Origin of the sequence: Vibrio porteresiae DSM 19223 (assembly GCF_024347055.1) — a bacterium.
Lineage (GTDB): Bacteria > Pseudomonadota > Gammaproteobacteria > Enterobacterales > Vibrionaceae > Vibrio > Vibrio porteresiae.
Genome location: NZ_AP024895.1, coordinates 924825 through 938707, shown reverse-complemented (window position 1 = coordinate 938707; position 13883 = coordinate 924825). Strand labels below are relative to the sequence as shown.

Annotated in this window: 12 protein-coding genes; 3 read left to right on the top strand and 9 right to left on the bottom strand. The window is 46.6% G+C overall.

Translation table 11 applies throughout. The features are described 5' to 3' along the window. The first annotated feature begins 74 nt into the window (after window positions 1-74). Both znuC and znuB read left to right on the top strand, forming a co-directional pair. Window positions 75-863 (top strand): zinc ABC transporter ATP-binding protein ZnuC, encoded by a 789-nt coding sequence (gene znuC, locus OCV11_RS04470; RefSeq protein ID WP_261895233.1) that lies wholly within the window; start codon window positions 75-77, stop codon window positions 861-863. Beyond that, window positions 856-1638 carry a zinc ABC transporter permease subunit ZnuB gene (gene znuB, locus OCV11_RS04465; protein WP_261896227.1) on the top strand — a complete coding sequence of 261 codons (783 nt, stop codon included), beginning with the start codon at window positions 856-858 and terminating at the stop codon, window positions 1636-1638. Before znuC ends, znuB begins: the two co-directional genes overlap by 8 nt. A gap of 104 nt (window positions 1639-1742) precedes the next feature. On the opposite strand, the gene sucD is transcribed toward znuB, so the two are convergent. The 8 genes from sucD to sdhC form a co-directional block, all read right to left on the bottom strand. Next, a complete protein-coding gene (gene sucD, locus OCV11_RS04460; RefSeq protein WP_261895231.1) occupies window positions 1743-2615 on the bottom strand; it encodes a succinate--CoA ligase subunit alpha in 873 nt (290 codons plus the stop codon). Continuing rightward, window positions 2615-3781, bottom strand: a complete 1167-nt coding sequence (gene sucC / locus OCV11_RS04455; protein ID WP_261895229.1) for an ADP-forming succinate--CoA ligase subunit beta — start codon at window positions 3779-3781, stop codon at window positions 2615-2617. The genes sucD and sucC overlap by 1 nt, the downstream gene beginning before the upstream one ends. 164 nt (window positions 3782-3945) lie before the next feature. Continuing rightward, on the bottom strand, window positions 3946-5160 hold the full coding sequence (odhB, locus tag OCV11_RS04450) for a 2-oxoglutarate dehydrogenase complex dihydrolipoyllysine-residue succinyltransferase (protein ID WP_261895227.1): 1215 nt from the start codon (window positions 5158-5160) through the stop codon (window positions 3946-3948). A 28-nt stretch (window positions 5161-5188) separates the two neighbouring features. Then, on the bottom strand, window positions 5189-7999 hold the full coding sequence (gene sucA, locus OCV11_RS04445) for a 2-oxoglutarate dehydrogenase E1 component (RefSeq protein ID WP_261896226.1): 2811 nt from the start codon (window positions 7997-7999) through the stop codon (window positions 5189-5191). An 86-nt stretch (window positions 8000-8085) separates the two neighbouring features. After that, entirely contained in the window at window positions 8086-8799 is a 714-nt protein-coding gene (locus OCV11_RS04440) for a succinate dehydrogenase iron-sulfur subunit (RefSeq protein ID WP_261895226.1), read from the bottom strand. A gap of 14 nt (window positions 8800-8813) precedes the next feature. Next, complete coding sequence (gene sdhA / locus OCV11_RS04435) at window positions 8814-10580, bottom strand: succinate dehydrogenase flavoprotein subunit (RefSeq protein ID WP_261895224.1); 1767 nt, start codon at window positions 10578-10580, stop codon at window positions 8814-8816. Then, window positions 10581-10925 carry a succinate dehydrogenase, hydrophobic membrane anchor protein gene (gene sdhD, locus OCV11_RS04430; RefSeq protein ID WP_261895223.1) on the bottom strand — a complete coding sequence of 115 codons (345 nt, stop codon included), beginning with the start codon at window positions 10923-10925 and terminating at the stop codon, window positions 10581-10583. Then, window positions 10919-11311 (bottom strand): succinate dehydrogenase cytochrome b556 subunit, encoded by a 393-nt coding sequence (sdhC, locus tag OCV11_RS04425; RefSeq protein WP_261895222.1) that lies wholly within the window; start codon window positions 11309-11311, stop codon window positions 10919-10921. Before sdhC ends, sdhD begins: the two co-directional genes overlap by 7 nt. 400 nt (window positions 11312-11711) lie before the next feature. Between sdhC and OCV11_RS04420 the strand changes: the two genes are divergently transcribed. Continuing rightward, a complete protein-coding gene (locus OCV11_RS04420; RefSeq protein ID WP_261895220.1) occupies window positions 11712-12998 on the top strand; it encodes a citrate synthase in 1287 nt (428 codons plus the stop codon). 86 nt (window positions 12999-13084) lie between these two features. Here OCV11_RS04420 and OCV11_RS04415 read toward each other — a convergent pair whose 3' ends face one another. Continuing rightward, window positions 13085-13843 (bottom strand): Nif3-like dinuclear metal center hexameric protein, encoded by a 759-nt coding sequence (locus OCV11_RS04415; RefSeq protein ID WP_261895218.1) that lies wholly within the window; start codon window positions 13841-13843, stop codon window positions 13085-13087. Window positions 13844-13883 lie beyond the last annotated feature (40 nt).

Below are 13883 nucleotides of genomic sequence, written 5' to 3'. Positions count from 1 at the left end.
TGTTCTAAGCTGTGGCAGAAATGGTGGTTGAATGTTACATTATAACATCATCAAATTGCAAATGAGTTCCTTTCATGTCGACCCTCATTGAATTACAAAATATCTGCGTGGATTTTAACCAAAGGCGCGTGTTGGATAACGTTAGCCTTACGGTAGAAAAAGGCCGCATTACCACACTTATCGGGCCCAACGGTGCAGGGAAATCGACTCTGGTTAAGGTATTGCTTGGTTTGCTCAAGCCAACTTCTGGTGAGCTAAAACGCAGCAAGCAACTTAAAATTGGTTACGTACCCCAAAAGCTCAAATTAAATGAGACACTGCCGCTGACCGTAACGCGCTTTTTGCGCCTCGCGGGTAAGTTTAGTCAAAACGAGTTGGAACAATCGCTGCGTTTGGTGGGGGCTGAACATCTGCGTGACAACGACATGCACCAGCTCTCTGGTGGAGAAACGCAGCGCATTTTAATTGCTCGTGCCTTACTGCAACGCCCGGCACTTTTGGTACTTGATGAACCGGCACAAGGCGTCGATGTACAAGGTCAGATTGATCTTTACGAACTGATTAATGATATTCGTAAACGCTTTGGCTGCGCGGTATTTATGGTGTCACACGACCTGCATTTGGTGATGGCAAAAACCGATGATGTGATCTGTTTACAACACCATATCTGCTGCTCAGGTGCGCCGCACGACATTACTCAGCATCCAAGCTACATCTCGCTCTTTGGTCATCATCCTCAAGAGAGCCTAGCGTTTTATCATCACCACCACGACCACCATCATCATGACTTGTCTGGCGTACCAGTTTCTGGCGACAGTGAACAGTGTCATGCACATCATCACGGGCATCCATCGCATGATTGATTATCTTCTCCCTTCTATCTTTGCTGGTCTTGGCATTGCCTTGATAGCAGGTCCACTTGGCTCTTTCGTCGTCTGGCGCAAAATGTCCTATTTTGGCGACACCTTGGCTCACGCTTCCTTACTGGGTATTGCATTAGGCTTTTTACTGAATGTGAACCTGTACTTGGCATTATTAGTGTGCTGTTTAGGTCTAGCCAGCTTATTAGTGGTCATGCAACGTCAAAAGATTGTCGCAACCGATACTTTACTCGGGATTTTAGCTCATAGCGCCCTCTCACTGGGATTGATTGCGGTGAGTTTTCTCGATGATGTGCGTATCGATCTGATGAGCTATCTATTTGGTGATTTGCTGGCGGTTACGCCCTCAGACTTAATCTTTATTTGGTCAGGCGTCATCGTGGTAGGTGCTCTAGTTTACTATTTTTGGCAACCACTACTGTCGAGCAGTATTAATGAAGAGTTGGCCAGTGTTGAAGGCATTAACGTCGATTTTATGCGCCTCATTTTGATGCTGTTAATGGGTGCTGTAATCGCGGTTGGGATGAAATTTGTCGGGGCACTGATCATGACCTCGCTGCTGATTATCCCTGCAGCTACCGCTCGTCGTTTATCGCGCACACCTGAACAGATGGCGTTTATCGCCTCTGCAATTGGCTGTATCAGCGTATTGTGTGGAATTACCCTGTCTTGGCATTTCGATACGCCTGCAGGGCCATCAGTGGTGATTAGCGCTTCCATGCTGTTTCTACTTAGCCACATTGTGAAATGTCGCTAAGCTCTATCCCCCCAAATACCACCAAGTTAATTAAAATGACAAAAAACCCTAAGCCATGAGCTTAGGGTTTTTGCTATTTGCTGCTTGTACATTGGCGATATTAATTACCAGCCAGTGACTTCTCGTAGCGCTTTACCGATTTGAGCCAAGCTTTTCACGGTTTTCACGCCTGCAGATTCAAGCGCTGCGAATTTCTCATCCGCCGTACCTTTACCTCCAGAAATGATGGCACCAGCGTGGCCCATACGTTTACCCGGAGGAGCCGTTACACCCGCGATGTAAGAAACCACAGGTTTGGTCACATTCGCTTTGATGTACGCTGCTGCTTCTTCTTCCGCAGTACCACCGATTTCACCGATCATCACAATCGCTTCAGTTTCAGGGTCTTTTTCAAACAGGGCTAAGATATCAATGAAGTTAGAACCCGGAATTGGGTCACCACCGATACCCACACATGTGGATTGACCAAAACCTTCGTCAGTGGTTTGTTTAACCGCTTCATAAGTCAATGTGCCTGAGCGAGAGACGATACCCACTTTACCTTTTTTATGAATGTGACCAGGCATGATGCCAATCTTACATTCATCAGGAGTAATTACCCCAGGGCAGTTAGGACCAATCATGCGCACACCAGAGGCATCCAAACGCACCTTTACTTCAAGCATATCTAGGGTTGGAATACCTTCAGTGATGGTGACGATCAGCTTGATACCGGCATCAATCGCTTCGAGAATCGCGTCTTTACAGAACGGCGCTGGAACATAAATAACGGAAGCCGTTGCACCTGTTGCTTCAACCGCATCACGCACGGTATTAAACACAGGTAAACCAAGGTGCTTAGTGCCACCTTTGCCAGGAGAAACACCACCAACCAATTGAGTGCCGTAATCAAGCGCTTGCTGAGAGTGGAATGTACCTTGACCACCAGTGAAACCTTGACAGATAACCTTGGTGTCTTTGTTGATCAGAATAGACATTATTTACCCTCCGCTGCTGCAACCACTTTTTCCGCAGCTTCTGTCAATGAAGTCGCGGCGATAATATTGAGACCACTGTCGGCAAGTTTCTTCGCACCCAGTTCCGCGTTGTTACCTTCCAAGCGAACCACAACAGGTACTGTTACACCCACCTCTTCCACAGCGCCAATAATACCGTCAGCAATAAGGTCACAACGGACAATACCACCGAAAATGTTCACCAGTACCGCTTTGACATTTTTGTCGGAGAGAATAATTTTAAACGCTTCTGTTACACGCTCTTTGGTTGCACCGCCGCCCACATCAAGGAAGTTGGCTGGGTGACCACCATGAAGGTTAACGATATCCATAGTGCCCATGGCTAGACCTGCACCATTGACCATGCAGCCAATATTGCCATCCAGAGCAACGTAGTTGAGTTCCCATTTCGCTGCATTGGCTTCGCGGGCATCTTCTTGAGATGGATCGTGCATTTCACGCAGCTTAGGTTGACGGTACATCGCGTTAGAGTCGATGTTGATTTTGCCGTCAAGACAAAGAAGATTACCTTCACCAGTAATCACTAGCGGGTTAATCTCAAGCAGCGCTAAATCGTACTTGGTAAACATGTTACCAAGGCCGAGGAAAATCTTAGTAAATTGTTTAATTTGCTCGCCTTCAAGACCCAGTTTGAATGCTAATTCACGGCCTTGATAAGGTTGAGGACCGACGAGCGGATCAATAGCCGCTTTGTGGATCAGCTCAGGAGTCTCATGCGCGACTTTTTCAATTTCGACGCCGCCTTCAGTAGAGGCCATAAAAACAACGCGACGACTTGAACGGTCTACCACTGCGCCTAGATAAAGTTCGTTGGCAATATTAGATGCTGCCTCGACGAGAATTTTTGTCACAGGTTGACCATTGGCGTCTGTTTGATAAGTGACTAAATTCTTGCCCAACCATTTTTGCGCAAAATCCTTGATGCCTTCTTTTGTATCGTGCAGTTCCACACCGCCCGCTTTACCGCGGCCACCAGCGTGTACCTGACATTTCACAACCCATTTCGTGCCGCCAATCTTACCTGCTGCTTCCGCCGCTTCTTGTGGCGTGTCACACGCATAACCTTCGGGTACGGGCAGTCCGAACTCTGCAAACAGCTGTTTGGCTTGGTATTCATGCAAATTCATTGTGTTGTTCCGTCTGTTTGTTTTTATCCATAAGCCCAAACTGGGCTTTACGTCTTGTAGGGAGACTCAGATGAGCGTCACTTTTCAATGACTTAACCGGGCTAGACGTTGAGCTAGTCTAGCCCGTTTTGATTTAGACGTCTAGAAATCTAGACATATAAACCTTACACGTCGAGAATTAAACGTGCAGGATCCTCTAGCAACTCTTTCACAGTAACTAAGAACCCAACTGACTCACGGCCATCGATAATACGGTGGTCGTAAGAGAGAGCGAGATACATCATTGGCAGAATTTCAATCTTACCGTCAACGACCATCGCGCGGTCTTGGATTTTGTGCATACCTAGAATAGCTGCTTGCGGTGGGTTAATGATTGGTGTCGACATTAATGACCCAAACACACCACCGTTAGTGATAGTGAAGTTACCACCGGTGAGTTCATCAACGGTAAGTTTGCCATCACGACCTTTTAGAGCAAGATCCTTAATGCCTTTCTCGATTTGAGCCAGACTGAGCGTATCAGTATCTTTCAGTACTGGAGTGACCAACCCACGAGGAGTTGAAACCGCAATACTGATATCAAAGAAGTTGTGGTACACAATGTCATCACCGTCAAGTGAGGCATTCACTTCTGGATAACGCTTCAAAGCTTCTGTGACCGCCTTAACATAGAACGACATGAAACCTAAACGGATATCATGCTTTTTCTCAAACAGATCTTGATACTGCTTACGCAGATCCATAATCGGTTTCATGTTCACTTCGTTAAACGTGGTCAGCATCGCTGTGCTGTTTTTCGCTTCGAGTAGACGTTCTGCGATACGTTTACGCAGACGAGTCATAGGAACGCGTTTTTCACTGCGACCAGGGTTCACTGGCGCAACTGCAGCTGGGGCTGGAGCAGCTTTTGCTGGAGCAGATTTCGCACTAGCCAAATGCGCTTCAACATCTTCGCGAGTGATACGACCACCCACACCAGTGCCTTTCACATCACTTGGCTCAAGACCGTGTTCGCCCAGTAAACGGCGTACTGCTGGACTTAACCAATCATTGGTTTCTTCAGACAGCGTTGCTTTATGACGACGATCAGGAGAAGGCTCAGTCGATTCCGCTTTATCTGTGGTTGGTTCACCCGCTACTGCACCCGGTTTGATGCGTGCTAATAGCTGTTTAGATAACACGGTCGCACCTTCTTCTTCCAGAATGGCTTCAAGAACGCCCTCTTCTGGAGCTGGAACTTCCAACACCACTTTGTCAGTTTCAATTTCAACGATAACTTCGTCACGAGCAACCGAATCACCCGCTTTCTTATGCCAAGTTGCAACCGTCGCATCCGCAACGGACTCAGGTAAATCTGGAACCAGAATTTCAATTGTCATATCTGTGTCTTCCTTTTACTTCTAGTTCTTACTTAATAGTCAGTGCGTCTTCGACTAACGCTTTCTGCTGTTTCAAATGAACGGACATATAACCCACAGCTGGAGATGCTGATGCAGGACGACCGGCGTATTTCAGATCGGCACCGGCAGGAATCGCTGCCCGGAAATTGTGCTGACTTGAATACCAAGCACCTTGGTTTTGCGGCTCTTCCTGACACCAAACATAATCCACCGCGTTAGTGTACGGCGCGATGATTGCTTGAAGTTCATCAATTGGGAATGGGTATAACTGCTCGATACGAACAATCGCCACATCGTCTTGCTCATTGGCACGACGCTGTTCTAGCAGATCGTAATAGACCTTACCTGAACAGAATACGACACGTTTTACCTTCACAGGATCCAGTGGATCCACTTCACCAATGGCGGCTTGGAACGTACCGTGTGCTAACTCTTCCATCGAAGAAATACACAATGGGTGACGTAACAAAGACTTAGGTGACATCACAATCAAAGGACGACGCATTGGGCGTACCACTTGACGACGCAGCATGTGATAAACCTGTGCTGGTGTTGATGGCACAATCACTTGGATGTTTTGCTCTGCACAAAGCTGCAGATAACGTTCCAAACGAGCTGATGAGTGCTCTGGACCTTGACCTTCATAGCCATGAGGTAACAGCATAGTCAGGCCACATAAACGCCCCCACTTCTGCTCACCAGAGGAGATGAACTGGTCGATCACTACTTGAGCGCCGTTAGCAAAGTCGCCAAACTGTGCTTCCCAAATGGTTAAACCACCTGGTTCTGCCGTGGCATAACCGTACTCAAAAGCCAACACTGCTTCTTCAGATAACACAGAGTCAATCACTTGGAATGGACCTTGTTTATCGTGAATATGTTTAAGTGGAATATAAACGCTGGCATCAGCTTGGTTGTGCAGCACTGAATGGCGGTGGAAGAATGTACCACGACCTGAGTCCTGACCAGAGATACGAATGCGTTTGCCGTAATCTACCAAGGTTGCATAAGCTAAGAGCTCAGCCATACCCCAGTCGAGCGGTTTTTCACCCGCAATCATAGAGACACGATCAGCGTAGATTTTTTCCACACGACTTTGCAGCTTATGGCTTTCTGGGTGTTGGCAGATACGATGACCAAGTTCACGCAGGCGATCAATATCGTATTGGTTCTTCCATTCCATATTCCATTCATGGTTTAGGTATGGAGACCAGTCAACAGAGTGCATCGTCATCGGACGCCACTCTTTCACCACCACTTCACCGTGGTCTAACGCATCGCGATATTCATTGACTAATTGAGTAGCCGTTTCAATATCGGCTTCACCGCGCTCCATCAATACATCCGCATACAACTTACGTGGTGTTGGATGCTTTTTGATCTTTTGATACATCAATGGTTGAGTCGCGTTTGGCTCGTCCGCTTCGTTATGGCCATGACGGCGATAACACACCAAATCAATCACAACGTCGCGTTTGAATGTGTTGCGATAGTCCAAAGCAACGCGAGTGACAAACGCAACTGCTTCAGGATTATCCGCATTCACATGGAAAATCGGCGCCTGTACCATCTTGGCTATGTCGGTACAGTACATGGTAGAACGCGTATCGCGTGGGTTAGAGGTGGTAAAACCAACCTGGTTGTTGATAACGATACGTACCGTACCACCAACACAGAAGCCTCGAGCCAGAGACATGTTAAAGGTTTCAGCCACAACACCTTGCCCTGCAATCGCAGAGTCACCATGAATAGTAATAGGGAGAACTTTACTGCCGTCTTTATCTTCAAGACGGTCTTGGCGAGCTCGAACTGAGCCCATAACCACTGGGTTAACAATTTCAAGATGCGATGGGTTAAACGCCAGTGCTAAATGCACATCGCCGCCTTGGGTTGCAAAGTCCGCAGAGAAACCTTGGTGATACTTAACGTCACCAGTACCCCATGTTTCGTCATGCTTACCTGCGAATTCGTCGAATAGGCCTTGAGGTTTTTTACCCAAGACGTTAACCAACATATTCAAACGACCACGGTGTGCCATACCGATAACGACTTCACGCATACCTTGTGAACCCGCATAACGGATCAGCTCTTTGGTCATTGGAATTAATGCATCGCCGCCTTCCAATGAGAAACGTTTAGCACCAGGGAATTTCGCGCCTAGATAGCGTTCCAAACCTTCTGCAGCCGTCAACTCTTCCAAGAAAGTAACTTTCTCAGCTTTGGTAAATTGAGGACGACCATTGACGGGTTCAATGTGCTGTTGAATCCAACGTTTCTGTTCAGTATCAGTGATGTGCATGTATTCAGCACCCACTGGACCGGTATAGATGTTGTTAAGGGCCTGATAGATATCTTTTAACTTCATGGTGTCGCTGCCGATCGCGAACGAACCAACGTTAAAAGTTTCTTCCATATCATCGTCGGTCAGGTTATGGAATGATGGGTCCAATTCCGCCACAGGTGGGCGTTTCCATAAACTGAGAGGGTCCAATTGAGCAGCTTCGTGACCGCGGAAACGGTACGCGTTAATGAGCTGCAATACTTTTACCTGTTTTGCATCGACTTCAGGATCACTAACTTGGACACTGTAATGCTTAGTCTCTTGAGCGAGTCGCCGGAAGTAGTCGCGAATACGTGAATGTGGTTGTTCTACCACAGTTTCTGGTTGCGCAGGCAAACCATCAAAAACACGTTTCCACTCCTCACTTACCAGGTCGGGATCACTTAGATACGATTCGTAGAGTTCCTCTACATAAGTTGCATTGGCGCCAGCCAAGTGTGAAGACTCGAGCCATGCCTTCATCACGCCGTTGTGCATTATTTTCCCTTTACCAGTAGTTTTTACAGTCACTTCGGTCTACGCCGAGCTATCAAAGAGCAGGCCCGAAAGCCTGCTTTGTCACTTTACACCGAGCGATTAATCAGCATCGACTTGATATGACCAATCGCTTTGGTCGGATTTAACCCTTTCGGACAAACGTTGACACAGTTCATGATTCCGTGACAACGGAATACGCTGAACGCATCATCAAGTGCCGACAAACGTTCATCAGTTGCAGTGTCGCGACTGTCAATGAGCCAACGATAAGCCGCTAACAAGCCTGCAGGGCCGATAAACTTGTCTGGATTCCACCAGAAAGAAGGGCAAGAGGTTGAACAACATGCACACATAATGCACTCGTACAAACCATCTAAATGTGCTCGATCTTCTGGAGCCTGAAGATTTTCTCGAGACGGTGGCAAATTACCATCCGAAATCAAGAAGGGTTTCACTTTGGCGTAGTTATCGTAGAACTGCGTCATATCCACGATCAAATCGCGGATAACAGGAAGTCCAGGAAGGGGACGAATTACAATCTTCTTGCTGCCTGCCAAAGCAGAAAGAGGAGTAATACACGCCAATCCGTTTTTTCCGTTCATGTTCAGACCGTCTGAACCACAAACTCCTTCGCGGCATGAACGTCGGAACGCGATACTAGGATCCTGTTCTTTAAGAAGAATCAGTGCATCCAGTACCATCATATCTGAACCTTCACCCACATCAAGAGTATAGTCTTTCATATACGGCTTGTTGTCTATATCTGGATTGTATCTGTACAAAGAGAAGTTAAGTTTCATAGTTCAGTCCTCCCCTAGTATGTACGTACTTTTGGTGGGAACGGGTCACGATAAATTGGGTGCATGTTCACATCGCGTTTACTCATCTGTTCTGTTTCAGGGTTGTAAATGGAGTGGCATAGCCAATTTTCGTCATCGCGATCTGGGAAATCGTAACGTGCGTGAGCACCACGACTTTCGGTACGGTAGTTTGCCGCAACTGCCGTTGAGAACGCTGTTTCCATCAAGTTGTCCAGTTCAAGACATTCCACACGTTGTGTGTTGAACTCTTTTGATTTGTCTGCCAAGTGAGCACTTTGCAAACGTTCACGAATCTCTTTAAGTTCGCTTAAACCTTCAGCCATTGCCGCACCTTCACGGAATACTGAGAAGCTATGCTGCATACATTGCTGCAAATCTTTACGAATTTGCACAGGGTCTTCACCACCAGTGCTATTTTCCCAGCGCATGGTACGCGCTAGTGACGCTTCAATATCCGATTCTGTTGCTGGGCGAGCTTCGGCTTGTGCAGCCAATGTTTCGCCAAGGTGTAACCCGGTTGCACGACCAAACACCACTAAGTCTAGCAGAGAGTTACCACCCAAGCGGTTAGCACCATGCACGGACACTGAGGCAATCTCACCACAAGCAAACAGACCTTGAATTTCAACGTCTTTGCCTGATGCATTCTGTTTTAGCGCTTGACCAGAGACTTGGGTTGGCACGCCACCCATCATGTAGTGACAGGTTGGAATAACCGGAATCGGTTCTTTAACAGGGTCAACGTGAGCGAAGGTACGTGATAGTTCACAAATACCAGGCAAACGAGACTCAAGCACATCGCGGCCAAGGTGATCCAATTTCAGCTTGATGTGTGGACCCCATGGGCCATCACAACCACGACCTTCACGAATTTCGATCATCATCGAACGCGCAACCACGTCACGACCAGCAAGGTCTTTTGCGTTAGGCGCATAACGTTCCATGAAACGTTCGCCATCTTTATTAAGAAGATAGCCACCTTCACCACGACAACCTTCTGTTACCAATACCCCAGCACCAGCGATACCGGTTGGGTGGAATTGCCACATTTCCATGTCTTGCATTGGTACGCCAGCACGCAGCGCCATACCTACACCGTCACCGGTATTGATGTGCGCGTTCGTGGTAGACTGATAAATACGGCCTGCACCGCCCGTTGCTAGTACAGTCGCTTTTGCTTTGAAGTAACAGATTTCACCAGTTTCCATGCACAGAGCGGTACACCCCAAAATGGCGCCATCTTGGTTTTTCACCAAATCAAGGGCATACCATTCAGAGAAAATGGTGGTTTTGTGCTTGATGTTCTGTTGGTAGAGAGTGTGTAGCAGAGCGTGACCAGTACGGTCGGCAGCAGCAGCAGTGCGAGCAGCCTGTTCACCACCGAACTCTTTAGATTGGCCACCAAATGGACGTTGATAAATTGAACCATCATCAAAACGGGAAAATGGCAGACCCATTTTTTCTAGTTCAATCACCGATTGAGGACCATTTTTACACATGTATTCAATGGCGTTTTGGTCGCCAATGTAGTCTGACCCTTTTACGGTGTCATACATGTGCCATTCCCAGTTATCTTTGTGGGAGTTACCGAGTGCAACGGTAATACCACCCTGTGCTGATACAGTGTGGGAACGAGTAGGAAAAACTTTTGATAACAGTGCGCAAGTTAGGCCCTGTTCTGAAATTTGCAACGCGGCACGCATACCTGCACCGCCGGCACCGATCACAACGGCGTCGAATTGACGTACTGGAATAGACACTTATACACCCCACAAAACGAATAGGCCGGAGAAGAAATAGCCAAGTAACACAGCGATCACCACTAGCTGTAGTAATCCGCGCAGTTTTGCGCATTTCACATAGTCAGTTAGCACCTGCCATAAACCGATCCAACCGTGAATCAGGACACAGACGAGCGCTAGCATGGTGAACACTTTGGTGAACGTACCAGCGAAGAAACCAGTCCATGACACATAGGTGATGTCGGTAAACGCACAGAAACAAACCATGTAAATGACATACAAGGTCATAACAATGGCGGTACCACGAACTAACAGAAAATCGTGCACGCCATTACGGCCTAGGGAAGCAACATTTTTTACCATACTAGGACTCCTGCCAGAACAGCGAGGACAATCGTAATACCAAAGGCAACTTTGGCACTCATAGCACCAGTATCGAGCTCTTCAAAGTAACCCATATCCATCATTAGATGACGCAATCCGCCAACGATGTGATAGGCTAGAGCAGTCAAAATGCCCCATAAAATGAGTTTAACGATGAAACTGTTGACGATGTCACTGGCGTCCATAAACCCCATTGGAGAGGATAAGGACAAGGAGAGTAACCATAACAGGATTCCCACCGCCACAAACATGATCACCCCGGTTACACGGTGAAGAATCGATGCAATGGCAGTAATAGGAAAGCGTATGGTCTGTAGATCTAGATTTACAGGTCTTAACTTTCTTTCTTTCACGGGCTTGCTCACTCAGCTCCATTGAGCATTTATAGTTATTGAAGAAAATTCAGGCACAAAGCAGATATTTTTTAACAATTATTAAACATTTCACCCAAAATTTAACTGGTTAAAGCGCTCAATAAAGGTCATCTTTCTAACTAAAAATTGTAGAGAGAAACGTTTTAAAGCTAGAAAGAACAAGGCTTTTGCCCGCATTCACTTAGCCAATATAGGGCTCGCTACATTTTAATACAATTGGTGTAACAATTTTTGCTACATGGAACAGATTTTTAACGTTTTATTTATGAAAAATCAAAGTGAGTGCACACATCAGTTTAGAAAAATTGACTTTACTTAGGATCGGTCGTAAATAGTTCAGGCACAAACATCCTGGACGGACTACATAATTTAAAAAACAAAGGAGATTGTTATGGCAGATAAGAAAGCGACCCTTCATATCGAAGGAAAAGCGCCAATCGAGCTGCCGATTATGGATGGGAGCATTGGTCCCCAAGTAATCGATGTTCGAGGATTGGGTGCAAACGGCTATTTCACGTTTGACCCGGGTTTTCTTGCCACTGCATCTTGTGAGTCTCAAATCACTTATATCGATGGCGATAAAGGTGTTCTGCTGCACCGTGGATATCCCATTGATCAGTTAGCAAATAACGCTGATTACCTCGAAGTCTGTTTCATCTTGCTTTACGGCGAAGCCCCTACTCGCGAACAATATGAAGAGTTCAAATACACTGTTGCTCGTCATACTATGGTTCACGAACAGATCGCTAGCTTTTATCATGGTTTCCGTCGTGACGCTCACCCAATGGCCATTATGTGTGGTGTGGTTGGCGCTCTGGCTGCTTTCTACCATGATTCTCTTGATATCAATAACGACTCACACCGTGAAATTGCGGCGTATCGTCTACTGTCTAAAATGCCAACACTGGCAGCAATGTGTTACAAATACTCAGTAGGTCAACCGTTTATCTATCCTCGTAACGATCTGACTTACGCAGAAAACTTCCTTCACATGATGTTTGCAACCCCTTGTGAAGAATACGAAGTCAACCCAATTGTGGCTCGTGCTATGGATAAAATCTTTACTCTGCACGCAGACCATGAACAAAACGCCTCCACTTCAACAGTACGTTTAGCCGGTTCTTCAGGTGCAAACCCATTTGCTTGTATCGCCGCAGGGATCGCTTCCCTTTGGGGTCCTGCGCATGGTGGTGCCAACGAAGCTTGTCTGCGTATGTTGGAAGAGATTGGTTCTGTTGAAAAAATTCCAGAATATGTTGCTCGTGCAAAAGATAAAGATGACCCATTCCGTTTGATGGGCTTTGGTCACCGTGTTTACAAAAACTATGACCCTCGCGCTACCGTCATGCGTAAAGCTTGTCACGATGTACTTCAAGAGTTGGATATCAAAGATCCACTGTTGGATGTGGCAATGGAATTGGAACGTATTGCTCTGTCTGACACTTACTTTATCGACAAGAAACTTTATCCAAACGTCGATTTCTACTCAGGCATCATTTTGAAAGCGATTGGTATTCCAGTCTCAATGTTTACCGTGATCTTTGCAATGTCTCGCACTATCGGTTGGATTGCGCACTGGAACGAAATGCACAGTGACCCAGGAAACCGTATCGGTCGTCCTCGTCAGCTGTACACGGGTAAAACCATGCGTGACTTCGTACCACTGCAAAAACGTTAATGCTGTTTTTAGTTACATCGATGTAAGAAAAGAGCGAGGCATTGTCTCGCTCTTCTATTTCATCTATTGCTCACTTGGCAAGCTCATCACACTGGGTTATTGATGTCGATAAAGGTGACATCAAAACCATGCTCTTGCGCAAGCCACTCACCAAGTGCTTTCACACCGTAACGCTCCGTAGCGTGGTGACCTGCAGCAAAGTAATGAATATCTTGCTCACGTGCTGAATAGGTGGTGCGCTCAGAAATCTCACCTGATATAAACGCATCAAGCCCTTTTTCTACCGCCAGTTCAATAAAATCTTGTCCACCACCGGTGCATAGACCCACGGTTTCAATCAATTTGGCTTCATTTTCAGGGGCGATGTGCATTGGTTCGCGGTTAAGAGCACTGGCGATACGCGCTGCAAACTCAGCGCCTGCCACCGGCTTTTCCAATCGCCCATACATAGCTACCGATTGAGGATGCCCTTCTAACCCACCTTCTAAGGTAATGCCCAGTCGCTGAGCCAATTGAGCGTTATTACCAAGGCTTGGGTGAATGTCGAGCGGCAAATGGTAAGCCAATAAGTTGATATCATGTTTAATTAATTGGCGAATTCGACGCCCTTTCATACCACGAATCGCTTGAGGCTCACTTTTCCAAAAGTAGCCATGATGAACTAAGATTGCATCAGCGTTCAGTTCAATCGCTTTTTCAATTAATGCCGCAGAGGCCGTCACACCAGTAACAATTTTTTGAATGTCATTTTTGCCTTCTACTTGAAGACCATTAGGACAGTAATCTTTAATGAGATGAGGGGACAAAGTGTCATTGAGCAAGCTCTCAAGTTCTAATGTTTTCATGGTTTGTTCCATTGCATCCAGTTGATGGTGAGGTTATAAC

Bases quoted from the DNA above. Each gene is read 5' to 3' on its own strand.
- znuC (WP_261895233.1), top strand. From the start codon at position 75: ATGTCGACCCTCATTGAATTACAAAATATCTGCGTGGATTTTAACCAA.
- znuB (WP_261896227.1), top strand. From the start codon at position 856: ATGATTGATTATCTTCTCCCTTCTATCTTTGCTGGTCTTGGCATTGCC.
- sucD (WP_261895231.1), bottom strand. From the start codon at position 2,615: ATGTCTATTCTGATCAACAAAGACACCAAGGTTATCTGTCAAGGTTTC.
- sucC (WP_261895229.1), bottom strand. From the start codon at position 3,781: ATGAATTTGCATGAATACCAAGCCAAACAGCTGTTTGCAGAGTTCGGA.
- odhB (WP_261895227.1), bottom strand. From the start codon at position 5,160: ATGACAATTGAAATTCTGGTTCCAGATTTACCTGAGTCCGTTGCGGAT.
- sucA (WP_261896226.1), bottom strand. From the start codon at position 7,999: ATGCACAACGGCGTGATGAAGGCATGGCTCGAGTCTTCACACTTGGCT.
- OCV11_RS04440 (WP_261895226.1), bottom strand. From the start codon at position 8,799: ATGAAACTTAACTTCTCTTTGTACAGATACAATCCAGATATAGACAAC.
- sdhD (WP_261895223.1), bottom strand. From the start codon at position 10,925: ATGGTAAAAAATGTTGCTTCCCTAGGCCGTAATGGCGTGCACGATTTT.
- OCV11_RS04420 (WP_261895220.1), top strand. From the start codon at position 11,712: ATGGCAGATAAGAAAGCGACCCTTCATATCGAAGGAAAAGCGCCAATC.
- OCV11_RS04415 (WP_261895218.1), bottom strand. From the start codon at position 13,843: ATGAAAACATTAGAACTTGAGAGCTTGCTCAATGACACTTTGTCCCCT.